The following is a 14727-nucleotide window of genomic DNA, read 5'->3' on the forward strand; positions in this document are numbered from 1 at the left end:
GGTGCGCGGGCCGGACGAGATCCTCCGCGAGGTCTTCGGCCATGCCGGCTTCCGCGGTCGCCAGCGCGAGATCGTGGAGCATGTGCTGGCCGGCGGGTCGGGCCTCGTGCTCATGCCCACGGGGGGCGGAAAGTCGCTCTGCTTCCAGGTGCCGGCGCTGTGCCGGCCCGGGCTCGCCGTCGTCGTCTCGCCGCTGATCGCGCTGATGGAGGACCAGGTGGCGGCGCTGCGCCAGCAGGGCGTGGCCGCCGCCGCGCTCCATTCGGAGCTGGAGGAGGCGGAGCGGCGCGCCGTGTGGCGCGGCGTCTTCGAGGGCAGCCTCAAGCTGCTCTACGTCAGCCCCGAAAGGCTGACCATGGAGGGGATGCTGGAGCGCCTGGCGGAGCGGCCCCTTGCGCTCTTCGCGGTGGACGAGGCGCACTGCATCTCCCAATGGGGGCACCATTTCCGCCCCGAATACCGGGCGCTGACGCGGCTTGCGGAGAGTTTCCCCGGCGTGCCGCGGCTCGCGCTCACCGCCACCGCCGATGCGCGCACGGTGCAGGACATCCGCGCCCAGCTCGGCCTGCTCGACGCGCCGGTGTTCCGCTCCTCCTTCGACCGGCCCAACATCCACCTCGCCGCCGCGCCGCGCGAGCAGGAGCGCGCGCAGCTCCGCGCCTTCCTGCGCGAGGGCTGGGAGGGAAGGGGCGCGGGCATCGTCTATTGCGGCACCCGCGCCCGCACCGAGCAGACCGCCGACTGGCTGCGCGCCGAGGGCCATGATTCCATGGCCTTCCACGCCGGCATGGAGCCCGCGGCCAAGCGCGAGGCGCATCGCCGCTTCGCGCGCGGGGATGCGGTGATCATGTGCGCCACCATCGCCTTCGGCATGGGCATAGACCGGCCCGATGTGCGCTTCGTCGCCCATCTCTCGCTGCCGCAGGGGCCGGAGGGGTGGTACCAGGAGATCGGCCGCGCGGGGCGCGACGGCGCGCCCGCCCGCGCGCTGCTGCTCTATGGCGCGGGCGACATCGCGCTCGCCCGCCATCGCATCGAGGAAAGCCCGGCGGGCGAGGAGCAGAAGCGCATCGAGCGCGCGCGGCTGGAGGCGATGGTGGGCATCGCCGAGGCCGCCACCTGCCGCCGCCGCGTGCTGCTGCGCTGCTTCGGCGAGGATCTGGCGCAGGATTGCGGCAACTGCGACATCTGCCGCCAGCCGCCGCGCCTCTCGGACGCCACGGAGGCCGCGCAGAAGCTGCTCTCCGCGGCGGTGCGCACGGGCGGGCGCTTCGGCCTGCTGCATCTGATCGACGTGCTGCGCGGCCGGCTGACGGAGAAGGTGGCGCAGCACGGGCATGACCGGCTGCCCACCTTCGGCGTGGGCGCTGATCTGCCCGAGGGGGTCTGGCGCGGCGTGGCGCGGCAGCTCGTCTCGCTCGGCGCGCTGGACATGCGCGTGGAGAACCACGGCGAACTGGTGGCCACCGAGGCCGCCCGCCCCTTCCTGCGCGGCGAGAAGCGGCTGCTGCTGCGCGAGGCCGCCTTCGCGCCCCGCAGCGCCCGCCCGCCCGCCCAGCGGCGCGAGGCCCCGCACGACGACCCGGCCTTCGCCGCCCTGCGCGACTGGCGCAAGACGGAGGCGCGCGCCCAGGCCGTGCCGGCCTATGTGATCTTCCACGACGCCACGCTCGCCGAGATCGCGGCGCGCCGCCCCGCGAGCCTCGAGGAGCTGCGCCTCGTGCCCGGGGTGGGCGAGAGCAAGCTCGAACGCTACGGCGAGGCGGTGCTGGCGGTGCTGCGCGCGGCGTGAGCGCTACTCCGGCTGCACGCCGGCGGCGCGCAGGATGGCCGTGTGGCTCTCCATGCTCTGGCGGACCAGTTCCATCACCTGCTGCGAGGTCTCGAAGCCCGCGCGGGGCGCGACGCCCGCGACCTCGGCGAGCCGCCCGGCCGTCTGGGCGATGGCGCCGCGGAAGGCCTCGCCGAGGGCGGCCACCGCGGCGGGCGGCGTGGCGACGGGGGCGAGGATGGGGAAGAACTCCTCGATCACAGCGCCCGAGAGCCCGGCCTCCGGGGCGCTCAGCACATCGGGCAGGGCGGGGGTGCGCTGTGCCGCCAGCACGGCCAGCGCGCGCAGATTGCCCCCGCGCACCTGGCCGATGGAGGAGGCCATGGTGGGCGTGCCGAAATGCACCTCGTTCGCCACCAGCGCCGCCACCGAGGGCCCGCCGCCGCGGTAGTGGATCAGCTCCACCTGCACGCCCGTCTGGGCGCGGAAGAGCTCGGCCGCCACATGCACGCCGCTGCCGATGCCCGCGGTCGCCATGTTGTAGCGGCTGGGCGCGCCGCGCAGCAGCGCCACCAGCTCCTGCGCCGTGCGCACCGGAAGCTGCGGCGAGGCGACGAGCACATAGGGCGAAAAGCCCGCCACCGCGATGCCGACGAAGTCGCCCAGCGTGTTGTAGGGCACGCGCGCCACCAGCGCGGGGATGGTGGCGTGCGAGCTGTTGATCAGCAGCGTGTGCCCGTCCGGCGCGGCGCGCGCCGCCGCCTCGGCCCCGATGGCGCCGCCCGCCCCGGCGCGGTTCTCGATGACGATGGGCTGGCCCAGGCTCTGCGCCGCCGCTTCGGCCACGATGCGCCCCACGATGTCGTTCGAGCCGCCGGGCGCGAAGGGCACGATGAGGCGGATCGGCCGGCTCGGCCGCCAGGCCTGGGCGCGGGCGATGGCGGGCGAGAGCCCCGCGGCGAGGGCCGCGGCGAGGGTGAGGCGGCGAGTGGGCATGGATCGTTTCCCCTGGACCTGGCTGCGGGCCCGCGCCGTCTGCCGCGGCGTTCGGGCCCATGCCATTGAAGGGGGAAGGGGCCGCGCCCCGCAAGGGCCCTTCATGCCAGCGGCCGCCACACCGGGGCCCATCGAAGCGAAGCTTCGATGGGTGCCCGTCAAGCCCGCGCGCCGGGCGAATCAGATGTGGATCACGCGCCCATAGGCGTCGAGCACGCTCTCGTGCATCGTCTCGCTCACCGTCGGGTGGGGGAAGACGGTGTGCATCAGCTCGGCCTCGGTGGATTCGAGGGTGCGGGCGATGGCGTAGCCCTGGATCATCTCCGTCACCTCCGGGCCCACCATGTGCGCGCCCAGAAGCTCGCCCGTCTTCGCGTCGAACACGGTCTTGCAGAAGCCTTCGGGCTCGCCGAGCGCGATGGCCTTGCCGTTGCCGATGAAGGGGAAGCGGCCGACGCGCACCTCGTGGCCGAGTTCTTTCGCGCGCGCCTCGGTCAGCCCCACGCTCGCCACCTGCGGGCGGCAATAGGTGCAGCCGGGGATGTTCGTCGCCTCCATCGGGTGCGGGTCGAGCCCCGCGATGGCCTCGACGCAGATGATCCCCTCGTGGCTCGCCTTGTGCGCGAGCCAGGGCGGGCCCGTCAGGTCGCCGATGGCATAGACGCCCGGTTCGCCGGTGCGGCCCATGGCGTCGGTGAGGATGTGCGTGCGCTCCACCCGCACCTGCGTGCCCTCGAGGCCGATGTCCTCGACATTGCCGACGATGCCCACCGCGCTGATCAGCCGCTCGGCCTGCAGCTCCACCACCTTGCCCTCGGCCTCGACGATGGCGGTCAGGCTGTCGGCCGCCTTGCGCACGCCCTGCACCTTGGCGCCGGTGAGGATCTTCATGCCCTGCTTCTCGAAGGATTTGCGCACGAAGGCGCTCACCTCCGCGTCCTCCACGGGCAGGATGCGGTCCATCACCTCGATGAGCGTCACCTCGCTGCCCATGTTGAGGTAGAAGGAGGCGAACTCGGCGCCGATGGCGCCCGAGCCCATGACGATGAGCCGCCTGGGCAGGGCGGCGGGCGTCATCGCCTCCTTGTAGGACCAGATCAGCCGGCCGTCCGGCTCCAGCCCCGGCAGCAGGCGCGCGCGCGCGCCGGTGGCGAGAATGATGTGCTTCGCCGCGAGCTCCGCGACCGGCCTGCCCTCCTTCGTCACGGCGAGCCTGCCGGGGCCGGCCAGCGCGCCGTGGCCGTCGAAGACGGTGACCTTGTTCTTCTTCAGCAGATGCTTCACGCCGCCCGAGAGCTGGCCCGCCACGGCGCGCGAGCGCTTGACCACCTTCGCGAAGTCGAAGCGCACATTGTCGGCCGCGAAGCCGTAGGCGTCGAGGCTGTGCAGCAGATGGTTGATCTCCGAGGCGCGCAGCAGCGCCTTGGTCGGGATGCAGCCCCAGTTGAGGCAGATGCCGCCCAGGTGCTCGCGCTCGACGAGCGCCACCTTCATCCTGAGCTGGGCGGCGCGGATGGCCGCGACATAGCCGCCGGGCCCGCCGCCCAGCACGATGAGGTCGAACTGCTCGGCCATCTCTCAGCCCCTTTCCGCGAGGGCGCGCAGCGCCTCGCCGCTCACGCGCATGTCGGTCCACTGCTCGCGCGGGAGGGCGCCCATCGCGCGGTAGGCGGCGATGGCGGGCGCGTTCCAGTCGAGCACATTCCACTCCAGCGTTGCGCCGCCCTCGGCCAGCACGCGCCGCGCGAGGAGGCGGAAGGCGGCGGTGCCGAGGCCCCTGCGGCGATGCGCGGGCTCCACGAACACATCCTCGATCCAGATGCCGGGCTTGCCGGTGAAGGAGGGGAAGACGCGATACCAGAGGCAGACGCCGACGGCCCGCCCCTCCACCTCCGCGATCATCGCCTGCGCCGCGGGCGAGGGGCCGAACAGCGCGGCCTCGTAATCGGCCTCGGTGGCGGTGAACTCGTGCAGCAGCTTCTCGTAGTCGGCGAGCGCGCGCAGGAGGCGGAACACCTCCGCAAGGTCCGCCCGCGTCGCGTCGCGCCAGGCCATGGCGTCAGAGCATCAGCGAGAGCGGGTTCTCGATCAGCCCCTTCAGCGTCTGCATGAACTCCGCCGCCAGCGCGCCGTCGATCACGCGGTGGTCCACGCTGAGCTGGCAGGTCATCACGGTGGCGATGGCGAGCGCGCCGTTCTTCACCACCGGCCGCTGCTCGCCCGCACCCACCGCGAGGATGCCGGCCTGGGGCGGGTTGATGATCGCCGCGAAGTGGCTGACGCCGTACATCCCCATGTTGGAGATCGAGAAGCCGCCGCCCTGGAACTCCTCGGGCTTGAGCCGGCCGGCCTTCGCGCGCGCCGCGAGATCCTTCATCTCGTTCGAGATGGTCGCGAGGCCCTTCTGGTCGGCCCGCTTCACGATGGGCGTGATCAGCCCCTCGGGGATGGCGACGGCGACGCTGATGTCCACATCGCTGAAGCGCAGGATCGCCTCCTCCGTCCAGGAGGCGTTCACGCCCGGGTGGCGGCGCAGCGCCACGGCGCAGGCCTTGATGATGAGGTCGTTCACGCTGAGCCGGAAGGCGCCCGGCCCCTCCTTCGGCGCCTGGGCGTTGAGCTCGGCGCGCAGCTTGAGCAGCGCGTCGAGCTCGATGTCCATGGCCACGTAGAAGTGCGGGATGCTCGCCTTGGACTCCGAGAGCCGCCGCGAGATCACCTTGCGCATGGTGGAGTGCGGCACGGCCTCATGCGGCGCGGCGATGGCGGCGCGCGCGGCGCTGGGCGCGGGCCTGGGTGCCGGCGCGGCGACGGGCGCGGGCGCCACCGCCGCCACGGTCACGGGCGCGGCGGCGCGCGTCGGGGCCGCCGGGCGGTTCATCGCCGCCTCGACATCGGCCTTCACGATTCGCCCCTGCGGGCCGCTGCCCGTGACCGTCGTCAAATCGAGACCGGCCTGCTGCGCCATCCGCCGCGCGAGCGGCGAGGCGAAGACCCGGTCACGGTTGCCGGCCGGCGCCGCCGCGGGCGCCGCCGGGGTGGACGCAGGTGCGGCCGCGGGCACGGGTGCGGGCGCGCTGGCGGGCTTGGGCGCGGCGGGGGCGGGCCCGCCCGGCACGGCCTCTCCGGGCGCCACCAGCACCGCGATCACCTCGTTCACCTTCACGCCTTCCGTGCCGCCGGGCACCAGGATCTTTCCCAGCACCCCCTCGTCCACGGCCTCCACCTCCATGGTGGCCTTGTCCGTCTCGATCTCGGCGATGACGTCGCCCGCCTTGATCGCCTCGCCTTCCTTCTTGAGCCAGCGCGCCAGCGTGCCCTCCGTCATGGTGGGCGAGAGGGCGGGCATCAGGATGTTGGTGGCCATCGCGCTACCCTCCTCAGCGGTAGGTGACGGCGCGCGCCGCCTCGATCACCTGCTCGAGCCGCGGCAGGGCGAGCTTCTCGAGATTCGCGGCATAGGGCATGGGCACATCCGCGCCCGTCACGCGCATGGGCGGCGCGTCGAGATGGTCGAAGGCGTGCTCCATGATCCGCATCGCCACCTCCGCGCCGATGCCGGCATAGGGCCAGCCCTCCTCGAGCGTGACGAGGCGGTTGGTCTTCTTCACGCTCTCGACGATGGTCGCGGTGTCGAGCGGGCGCAGGCTGCGCAGGTTGATCACCTCCGCGCTGATGCCCTGCTCGGCCAGCTTCTCGGCCGCCTGCATCGCCATGCCCACCATGATGGAGAAGGCGACCAGCGTGACGTCCGTGCCCGCGCGCTCCACCTTCGCCCGGCCGATGGGCAGGATGAACTCCTCGTCCACCGGCACCTCGAAGCTCTGGCCGTAGAGGATCTCGTTCTCGAGCACGATCACCGGGTTCGGGTCGCGGATGGCGGCGCGCAGCAGCCCCTTGGCGTCGGCCGCGCTCCAGGGCGCGACCACCTTCAGCCCCGGGCAATGCGCGTACCAGGAGGCGTAGCACTGGCTGTGCTGGGCGGCGACGCGCGAGGCCGCACCGTTGGGCCCGCGGAAGACGATGGGGCAGCCGAGCTGGCCGCCCGACATGTAGAGCGTCTTGGCGGCCGAGTTGATGATCTGGTCGATCGCCTGCATCGAGAAGTTGAAGGTCATGAACTCCACGATGGGCTTGAGCCCCGTGAAGGCCGCGCCCACCGCCATGCCGGCGAAGCCGTGCTCGGTGATGGGCATGTCCATCACGCGCTTCGGCCCGAACTCCTCGAGCAGCCCCTGGGAGACCTTGTAGGCCCCCTGATACTGCGCGACCTCCTCGCCGATCAGGAACACGTCCGGATCGCGTCGCATCTCGGCCGCCATGGCGTCGCGCAGCGCCTCGCGCACCGTCATGGTCCGGGTGGGGCCCCAGTCCTTCTCCGCCGCCGCGGCGGCGGGTGCGGCGGGCAGGGCGGGGGCGGAGGCCGGCGCGACCGCCGTGGGGGCGGGAGAGGGCGCGGGCGCAGCCCCGCCGTCCAGCTCGGCGATCGGCGCGTTCACCTGCACATTCTCCGTGCCTTCGGGGACCAGGATGCGCGTCAGCACGCCCTCGTCCACCGCCTCCACTTCCATGGTGGCCTTGTCGGTCTCGATCTCGGCGATCACCTCGCCGGCCTTGATGCGCTCGCCCTCCTTCTTCAGCCAGCGGGCGAGCTTGCCCTCCGTCATGGTCGGCGAGAGGGCGGGCATGAGGATCGCGACACCCATGGCTCAGCCCTCCACCAGCACGTCGGTCCAGAGCTCGGACTCGGGCGGCTCGGGCGAGGTCTGCGCGAAATCCGCGCTGTCCTGCACGATGGCCTTCACCTCCTCGTCGATCACCTTGAGCTCGGCCTCCGCCACGCCCAGCGCGAGGAGGTCGGCGCGCGCGGTCTCGATGCAGTCGTGCTGCTCGCGCATCTTCTGCACCTCTTCGCGCGTGCGGTACTTCGCCGGGTCGCTCATCGAATGGCCGCGGTAGCGGTAGGTCTTCATCTCCAGCAGATAGGGGCCGTTGCCGGCGCGGCAGTGCGCCACCGCCCGCCGCCCCGCCTCATGGACGGACTGCACGTTCATCCCGTCCACCTGCTCGCCCGGGATGCCCCAGGGCGAGCCGTTCTTCGAGAGGTCGCGGCTCGCGCTCGCGCGGTCCACGCTGGTGCCCATGCCGTATTTGTTGTTCTCGATGATGAACACGACGGGCAGCTTGAACAGCGCGGCCAGGTTGAAGCTCTCGTACACCTGGCCCTGGTTGGAGGCGCCCTCGCCGAAATAGGTCAGCGCCACGCGCCCGTCGTTGCGGTACCAGTTGGCGAAGGCGAGGCCCGTGCCCAGGCTCACCTGCGCGCCGACGATGCCATGCCCGCCGTAGAAGCCCTGCTCGCGCGAGAACATGTGCATGCTCCCGCCCTTGCCCTTGGAATAGCCGCCGATGCGGCCCGTCAGCTCCGCCATCACGCCGCGCGCCTCCATCCCGCAGGCGAGCATGTGGCCGTGGTCGCGATAGGAGGTGATCACCTGGTCGCCCGGCTGCAGGGCGGCCTGCATGCCGACCACCACCGCCTCCTGGCCGATGTAGAGGTGGCAGAAGCCGCCGATCAGCCCCATGCCATAGAGCTGGCCCGCCTTCTCCTCGAAACGGCGGATCAGCAGCATGTCGCGGTAGGCCTTGAGGAGGGCGTCGCGGCCCATCGGGGGCTCCTTCGCCTTGCTGCGGCGCTTGCTCCCGGCGCTGTCCGTGGCCATGGGCTTTCCCTCCGAAACTGCGCCTCCTTACGCGCCCGGGGCGCGGCGCGCAAGCCCGTTCTGAGGCAAAAGGCCCATCAGAAATGTAGTTTTTTCCGTATCTTATAAAGATTAACCGAAATCCGGTTCACATGCTGCGGCGCGGCATCGCGGCCCCGGCGCGCGGGCCTCTGCGGCCCCGCGGTGGCCGCGGCGCGAGGACTGCGCTACACGCCTCGCATGGTCCACGCCCCGCCTCGCCCGCCCGCGGGCAGCCCGCCCGTCCGCATCAACCTCTACTCCGACACCCAGACGCGCCCCACGCCCGCCATGAAGGAGGCGATGATGCGCGCCGAGGTCGGCGACGAACAGCACGGCGACGACCCGACCGTGCACGCCCTCTGCGACCGCATGGCCGCGCTGATGGGCAAGGAGGCGGCGATGTTCCTGCCCTCCGGCACCATGTGCAACGTCATCGCCATCCTCACCCATTGCCGGAAGGGCGATGAGGTGCTCGCCCACGAGACGAGCCACATCCTGCACAGCGAGGGCGGAACCCACGCGGCGCTGACGGGCGTGCAGATCATGCCGCTGCGCGGGCCCCGCGGCATGTTCACCGCCGAGGAGGTCCGCGCCGGCATCCGTCCGCGCACGCGCTACGCCCCGCCGCAGCGCCTTCTCGAAGTGGAGCAGACCGCGAACATCGGCGGCGGCGCCGTCTGGCCGCTCGCGCAGTTGCACGCCGTCGTGGAGGTGGCGCGCGAGCAGGGCTGGGCCACGCACATGGACGGGGCGCGGCTGATGAACGCCTGCGTCGCGACCGGCATCGCCCCGGCCGAGATGGTGGCGGGATTCGACTCCGTCTGGCTGGACTTCACCAAGGGGCTCGGCGCGCCGCTCGGCGCGGTGCTCTGCGGCACGCGCGCGTTCATCGGCGAGGCCTGGCGCTGGAAGCAGCGGCTGGGCGGTTCCATGCGCCAGGCCGGCATCTGCGCCGCCGCCTGCCTCTACGCGCTCGATCACCATGTCGAGCGGCTGGCGGAGGATCACGCCAACGCCAGGGCCCTCGCACGCGGCCTCGCGCAGATCGAGGGCGTGGCGGTGGAGGAGCCGGAGACGAACCTCGTCTTCTTCGACATCGGCGCGACCGGCGTGAGCGTGGCGGAGCTGCAGCGGCGCCTGCTGGCGCAGGGCATCGCCGTCAGCGCGCTCGGCGGGCGGGTGCGGGCCTGCACGCATCTGGACGTGACGGCTGCGATGATCCCCGAGGCGGTGGCCGCCATCCGGGATGCGCTCGCCGCCTGAGGCGCTGCGCGCGGCCCGCGGCGCGGTGGCCGAGCGCGCCGGACGCGCCGCCGAAGCCCGCGCGCGCGATCTGCTGGAGGCGGAGGGCTGGCGCGTGCTCGCCGCCCGCGCCCGGACGCCGGCCGGGGAGATCGACCTGATCGCCGAGCGCGCGGGGCTGCTCGCCTTCGTGGAGGTGAAGGCGCGCAGCAGCCTGCGCGAGGCCGCGCACGCGCTTTCTGCGCGGCAGCGCGCCCGGCTGCTCGCCGCGGCCGAGGCCTGGTGCGCGGCCCATCCCGGCCATGGCGCGGCCGGCATGCGCTTCGACGTGATCCTGATCGCCGCCGACGGCGCGGCGCGGCGCATCGCCGACGCCTTCCGGCTGGAGTGATACGCCCGGCGGTCACGCCGGACGTATCGTGCACGCCGGTTTGGCGGGCGGCGGCGGGCCGAAGCAGGGCCATCGCGGCGGCCGCTGGCATGCGCCTCAGCGCCGCCGCGGCTGGTAGGCGTCGAGATAGGCGTGGTTGATGAAGAACTCGTCGCGCGGGAACATGTCCGTCAGCGGCGGCGGCACGCGCGGCGTTTCCGGCGTCCAGACCGTCATCTCGCCCGAGACCATGGGCGTGAGGTCGGCGATGTTGGGGTTGCCGCGCCGCGTGAAGGCGACGAGCTCGGGCGAGCGCAGCCGCTCCAGCAGCGCCTGCTGGTCGATCGGGATGGGCCGGTCGCTGCCGATCAGCACATTCGCCGGGCGCAGCAGCACCGCATGGGGGAAGACAGCGGCGAAAGTGTCCACCACCCGCCAGGTCGGCGCCCACTGCACATAGAGGCCGCCGGGGGCCAGGCGCTCGCGCACCTGCATCAGGAACTCGGCGCTGTAGAGCAGGCCGGAGTGCGAGGTCTGCGGCCGGATCGCATCCGCCTCGATCACGTCGTAGAGGCCCTGGCCGCGCGTCAGCGCCCGCCGCCCGTCGCCGTATTCGAGCTTCACCCGCGGGTCGCGCAGGAGCTGGGCCACGCCGGAATCCGGCCGCTCGCGGGCGATCTCGCCCAGCGTGTCCAGCACGGGGCGGATCAGCTCGATGCCGCGCACCTCGCGCGTGGCGGGGTTCACCGTGGCGCCATAGGGCGTGCCGCCCGAGCCGATGCCGATGGTCAGCACCCGCTCGGGGTTGGGATGCACGAGCGGGCCGATCATGCCGAGCAGGATGTGCGTGTCGAGGAAGGGCACGAAGCCCTGGCCATGGCCCATGATGAAGAAGCGGCCCGGCGCGCGCCCCTCGCCCTCGCCGCGCTCGCGCCAGAAGGCGACGCCGGAGCGGTCCTCGCTCCAGGCGAACTCCGTGTTCTCCGGAAGCCCGTGCAGCCGCGCCCAGAAGCGCTCGTTGCTGGGCGCGAGCAGCGCGATGGCCGCGGTGGCGGCGGCCAGCCCCGCCGTCCAGGGGCGCGAGGCGCGCGCCTGCCACAGCCAGGCGAAGAGCAGCCCGAGCGAGAGCAGCGCGAGCAGCAGCATCGTCCCCATGGTGCCGAAAAAGTGGAAGGTGACGAGGCCGGTGCCGATCGAGCCCGCCGCATTGCCCAGGATGTTGGCGAGCTGCACCCAGCCCACCCGCGCGCCCACGCTCGCCAGATCCTGCTGCACGGCGCGCTGCACGAAGGGGAAGGTCATGCCGATGATGAAGGAGGGCGGCCCCACCACGACGAGGATCAGCGCGGTGGAGATGGCGAGGTGCAGCGGCCCGAAGCGGTCGAAATCCACCGCCATGAAGTCCGCGAGCGGCGAGCGCCCCATCGCCCACCACAGCGCGCCGAGGAGCAGCGCGCCCAGCACGAAGCCCGCCCCCTGCGTCAGGAAGAAGGCCGGGCGCGGATCGGCGAGGCGGCGCACCATCCGCGCCGCCAGCGCCATGCCCAGCCCGTCCATCAGCAGGAACACGCCGAGGATCGTGGGGAAGAGATAGGCGTGATACTGCCCCACCTGCCCGAGCAGCCGCACCCAGACGATCTCCAGCGCCACGATCACGTAGCCGGAGAGGAAGACGAGCAGGCACCAGAGTTTCAGCCCGCCGAAGGGCTCGGCCGGGCCGGTCGCGCCGGCCGCGCCCGGCGCGGGGGCGGGGGCGCCGCGCGCCAGCCCCGGCAGCAGCGACAGCGCGAGCAGCCCGGCCAGCACGTCGAGCGCCGCCGCGAGCCCGAGCGCGCCCACGAAGCCGAGCGAGCCCACGACGAACCAGCCGCCGATCAGCGCCCCGAGCCCCGCGCCCAGCGTGTTCAGCCCGTAGAGCGTGCCGATGCGCTCGGCCACCGTGGCGAGATCGGTCGCCACCGCGCGCGCGAGGAAGGGCAGCGAGGCGCCCATGAGCGTGGTGGGCACCACCAGCCCCGCGAAGCACAGCGCGAAGACCGCGAGCGGCTGCTGCACCTCCTCGGCGAGGCCGATGGCGATGAAGTCGTAGAGGAAGGGCTTGGAAAGCAGCGCGCAGACCGCGACCCCGAGCTCCGCCAGCACGAAGCCCAGCATGGCCTGGCGCGGCGAAAGCCGGTCCGCGAGCTTCGCGCCGATGATGGAGCCGAGCCCGAGCCCCGCGAGGAAGGCGCTGACCACCAGCGCCGCCGAGACCGTGTCCGAACCCGCGAAGACGCCGAGCATGCGCTGCCAGATGATCTGGCAGAGCAGCGCCGCGAAGCCCGAGCAGAAGAAAGCGACCATCAGGCGCGTCATCGCGCGAGCCTTCCCAGCAAGACCGTTCCCCGTATCCTTCCGCCCCTGCGGCGGCGCTTTTGTGGCGATTGGACACGAAATTGCGACGAAGCCGTGGCGGCGGCAAGCACCCCCGCCCGGCCGCGCCGGCATCCCGATGACGGGGGGGCCGTTGACGGACGGGCGGCCGGACGCTCCCATTCCCGCAAGCAAGCCTGGAGGAAGCGCGCCATGAAGGCCTGGGCCGTCGTCGAGAACGGGAAGCCGCTACAGGAGATCGAACTCCCCACGCCCGAGCCCAAGGGCGATGAGGTGCTGCTGGAGGTGACGCATGCCGGCGTCTGCCACTCCGACATCCACATCTGGGAGGGCGAGTACGACATGGGCGCGCGCGGCAAGCTGCGCATGACCGACCGCGGCCTGAAGCTGCCCCTCGCGATGGGCCATGAGATCGTGGGCCGGGTGGTGAAGTGGGGCCCGGGCGCCAAGGGGCAGGGGCTGAAGAAGGGGCAGCTCCGCCTCGTCTTTCCCTGGGTGGGCTGCGGGGAGTGCGCGCGCTGCCGCAAGGGGGAGGAGAATCTCTGCGCCGTGAGGCCGCGCGCGCTCGGCGTCTATCAGAACGGCGGCTACGCGACCCATGTGCTCGCCACGCACTGGAAGCACCTGATCCCGATCGAGGGGCTCGACCCGGCGCTGGCGGCCACCTACGCCTGCTCGGGCGTCACGGTCTATTCCGCCATCCGCAAGCTGATGCCCATGCCGAAGACGCAGCCCATCGTGGTGGTGGGCGCGGGCGGGCTCGGGCTGCAGGCCATCGCGGTGCTCAAGGCGCTCGGCCATCGGCGGATTTGCGCGGTGGACGTGGACGCGGCGAAGCTCGAGGCCGCGCGCGCCCAGGGCGCGACCGAGACGGTGCTCGCCACGCCCGAGGGCACGGCGAAGCGCATCATCGAGGCCTGCGGCGGGCCGGTGCTCGGCATCGTGGATCTCGTGAACGGCAGCCAGTCCGCCACCGCGGCCTTCGACGCGCTGGCCAAGGGGGGCAAGATGGTGCAGGTCGGCCTCTTCGGGGGCGAGCTGCGCCTGCCGCTGCCGCTCGTGCCCATCAAGGCGGTGACGATCCAGGGCAGCTATGTGGGCAGCATTCCCGAACTCAAGGCGGTGGTGAAGCTCGCGCAGTCCGGCAAGCTGCCGCCCATTCCCATCAGCACGGAGCCGATGGCCAACGCCAACCTCGCCCTCAACCGGCTGCGCGAGGGCAAGGTGACGGGCCGCACCATCCTGGTCGCGGGCTGATCAGCCAAGCCGCGCGGCCAGCCACTCCCCGGCGGCGGCCACGGCCCGGTCCGCCGCGCCCACCCGCCCCAGCGCGCGCAGGAAGCCGTGCAGCGTGCCGGGAAAGGCCTGCATCTCCAGCGCCACGCCCGCATGGCGCAGGCGCTCGGCGAAGGCGAAGTTCTCGCTCGCCAGCACATCCAGCTCGGCGATGTGCAGCAGCGTGGGCGGCAGCACCGAGAGATCCCCGCGGATGGGCGAGGCGAGGGGCGAGAGCCGCGCCACCGGGTCGGGGCAGTAGGCGTCCCAGTAGAAGCGCATCTTCTCCAGGGTGAGGCCGTAGCCCTCGCCGAACTCGCGGTAGGAGGGCGTGTCGAGCACATGGTCGAAGACGCCGTAGTTCAGCAGAAGTCCGCGCAGCGGCGTGGGCCGCGGCTGCCCCGCCTCCAGCAGCGCGACCGCGGCGGCGAGGTTCGCGCCCGCGCTGTCGCCGCCCAGCGCGATGCGCGCGGGATCGAGCCCGAGCGCGGCGCCCTCGCGCGCGACATGGCGCAGCACCGCCGCGCATTCCTCCAGCGCCTGGGGGAAGACCGCCTCCGGGCTGAGCGCGTAGTCGGGGCCGAGCACGGCGCAGCCCGCGGCGGCGGCGTAGCTGCGCATGATGCGGTCGTGCGTGTCGAGGCTCCCCCAGACCCAGCCGCCGCCGTGGAAGTAGATCAGCACCGGCAGGGGCGCGTCGGTGCGCGGGCGGTGCAGGCGCAGCAGCATCCGCCGCCCGCGGATGGGCAGCCAGAGATCGCGGCTTTCGGCCATCGCGGGCCCGCCCTCGGCGAGGAACTCCTGCGGGCCGTCGTTGAGGCGGCGCTGCGCGTCGAAGGGCGCCGAGCGCGGCGGGGAGGGGAAGAGGATGGGCGGCAGCCCGGCCGTGCGCTCCGCCATCATGGCGGTGAAGGCGGCCATCTCGGGGTCCAAGCGCGGGTCGTGGGTCATGCTCG

General features: G+C 72.6%; 12 protein-coding genes. 4 read left to right on the top strand and 8 right to left on the bottom strand.

From position 1 onward, the window contains the following. The first annotated feature begins 1 nt into the window (after position 1). Positions 2–1792, top strand: coding sequence for a DNA helicase RecQ (gene recQ, locus H596_RS0104430; protein WP_027283872.1), 1791 nt, complete (start codon positions 2–4; stop codon positions 1790–1792). Between the two features lie 3 nt (positions 1793–1795). On the opposite strand, the gene H596_RS20055 is transcribed toward recQ, so the two are convergent. The 6 genes from H596_RS20055 to pdhA all read right to left on the bottom strand — a co-directional run bounded on the left by H596_RS20055 (position 1796) and on the right by pdhA (position 8436). After that, on the bottom strand, positions 1796–2767 hold the full coding sequence (locus H596_RS20055) for a Bug family tripartite tricarboxylate transporter substrate binding protein (RefSeq protein WP_051212387.1): 972 nt from the start codon (positions 2765–2767) through the stop codon (positions 1796–1798). A 180-nt stretch (positions 2768–2947) separates the two neighbouring features. Then, positions 2948–4342 (bottom strand): dihydrolipoyl dehydrogenase, encoded by a 1395-nt coding sequence (lpdA, locus tag H596_RS0104440; protein WP_027283873.1) that lies wholly within the window; start codon positions 4340–4342, stop codon positions 2948–2950. A 3-nt stretch (positions 4343–4345) separates the two neighbouring features. Further along, positions 4346–4822 carry a GNAT family N-acetyltransferase gene (locus H596_RS0104445; protein ID WP_027283874.1) on the bottom strand — a complete coding sequence of 159 codons (477 nt, stop codon included), beginning with the start codon at positions 4820–4822 and terminating at the stop codon, positions 4346–4348. A 4-nt stretch (positions 4823–4826) separates the two neighbouring features. Next, entirely contained in the window at positions 4827–6134 is a 1308-nt protein-coding gene (locus H596_RS0104450; protein WP_027283875.1) for a pyruvate dehydrogenase complex dihydrolipoamide acetyltransferase, read from the bottom strand. A gap of 13 nt (positions 6135–6147) precedes the next feature. After that, complete coding sequence (locus tag H596_RS0104455) at positions 6148–7473, bottom strand: pyruvate dehydrogenase complex E1 component subunit beta (RefSeq protein WP_027283876.1); 1326 nt, start codon at positions 7471–7473, stop codon at positions 6148–6150. Positions 7474–7476: 3 nt separating this feature from the next. Next, a complete protein-coding gene (gene pdhA, locus H596_RS0104460; RefSeq protein WP_211225247.1) occupies positions 7477–8436 on the bottom strand; it encodes a pyruvate dehydrogenase (acetyl-transferring) E1 component subunit alpha in 960 nt (319 codons plus the stop codon). A gap of 273 nt (positions 8437–8709) precedes the next feature. Here pdhA and H596_RS0104465 point away from each other — a divergent pair, with 273 nt between their 5' ends. Both H596_RS0104465 and H596_RS0104470 read left to right on the top strand, forming a co-directional pair. Next, a complete protein-coding gene (locus tag H596_RS0104465; protein ID WP_027283878.1) occupies positions 8710–9774 on the top strand; it encodes a threonine aldolase family protein in 1065 nt (354 codons plus the stop codon). Further along, on the top strand, positions 9758–10144 hold the full coding sequence (locus tag H596_RS0104470) for a YraN family protein (protein WP_027283879.1): 387 nt from the start codon (positions 9758–9760) through the stop codon (positions 10142–10144). The genes H596_RS0104465 and H596_RS0104470 overlap by 17 nt, the downstream gene beginning before the upstream one ends. Positions 10145–10240: 96 nt before the next feature. Here H596_RS0104470 and H596_RS0104475 read toward each other — a convergent pair whose 3' ends face one another. Beyond that, the gene (locus H596_RS0104475; RefSeq protein WP_027283880.1) at positions 10241–12478 is read right to left on the bottom strand and encodes a fused MFS/spermidine synthase; all 2238 of its coding nucleotides are present in this window, start codon (positions 12476–12478) and stop codon (positions 10241–10243) included. Between the two features lie 210 nt (positions 12479–12688). Between H596_RS0104475 and H596_RS0104480 the strand changes: the two genes are divergently transcribed. Further along, on the top strand, positions 12689–13753 hold the full coding sequence (locus H596_RS0104480) for an alcohol dehydrogenase (protein ID WP_027283881.1): 1065 nt from the start codon (positions 12689–12691) through the stop codon (positions 13751–13753). On the opposite strand, the gene H596_RS0104485 is transcribed toward H596_RS0104480, so the two are convergent. After that, the gene (locus H596_RS0104485) at positions 13754–14722 is read right to left on the bottom strand and encodes an alpha/beta hydrolase fold domain-containing protein (RefSeq protein WP_027283882.1); all 969 of its coding nucleotides are present in this window, start codon (positions 14720–14722) and stop codon (positions 13754–13756) included. Positions 14723–14727 lie beyond the last annotated feature (5 nt).

Origin of the sequence: Rubritepida flocculans DSM 14296 (assembly GCF_000425365.1) — a bacterium.
Lineage (GTDB): Bacteria > Pseudomonadota > Alphaproteobacteria > Acetobacterales > Acetobacteraceae > Roseococcus > Roseococcus flocculans.

What these genes read in the sequence shown, in the direction of transcription:
- H596_RS20055 (WP_051212387.1), bottom strand. Translation starts at nt 2,767, where the DNA reads ATGCCCACTCGCCGCCTCACCCTCGCCGCGGCCCTCGCCGCGGGGCTC.
- lpdA (WP_027283873.1), bottom strand. Translation starts at nt 4,342, where the DNA reads ATGGCCGAGCAGTTCGACCTCATCGTGCTGGGCGGCGGGCCCGGCGGC.
- H596_RS0104445 (WP_027283874.1), bottom strand. Translation starts at nt 4,822, where the DNA reads ATGGCCTGGCGCGACGCGACGCGGGCGGACCTTGCGGAGGTGTTCCGC.
- H596_RS0104450 (WP_027283875.1), bottom strand. Translation starts at nt 6,134, where the DNA reads ATGGCCACCAACATCCTGATGCCCGCCCTCTCGCCCACCATGACGGAG.
- H596_RS0104455 (WP_027283876.1), bottom strand. Translation starts at nt 7,473, where the DNA reads ATGGGTGTCGCGATCCTCATGCCCGCCCTCTCGCCGACCATGACGGAG.
- pdhA (WP_211225247.1), bottom strand. Translation starts at nt 8,436, where the DNA reads ATGGGCCGCGACGCCCTCCTCAAGGCCTACCGCGACATGCTGCTGATC.
- H596_RS0104465 (WP_027283878.1), top strand. Translation starts at nt 8,710, where the DNA reads ATGGTCCACGCCCCGCCTCGCCCGCCCGCGGGCAGCCCGCCCGTCCGC.
- H596_RS0104470 (WP_027283879.1), top strand. Translation starts at nt 9,758, where the DNA reads ATGCGCTCGCCGCCTGAGGCGCTGCGCGCGGCCCGCGGCGCGGTGGCC.
- H596_RS0104475 (WP_027283880.1), bottom strand. Translation starts at nt 12,478, where the DNA reads ATGACGCGCCTGATGGTCGCTTTCTTCTGCTCGGGCTTCGCGGCGCTG.
- H596_RS0104480 (WP_027283881.1), top strand. Translation starts at nt 12,689, where the DNA reads ATGAAGGCCTGGGCCGTCGTCGAGAACGGGAAGCCGCTACAGGAGATC.
- H596_RS0104485 (WP_027283882.1), bottom strand. Translation starts at nt 14,722, where the DNA reads ATGACCCACGACCCGCGCTTGGACCCCGAGATGGCCGCCTTCACCGCC.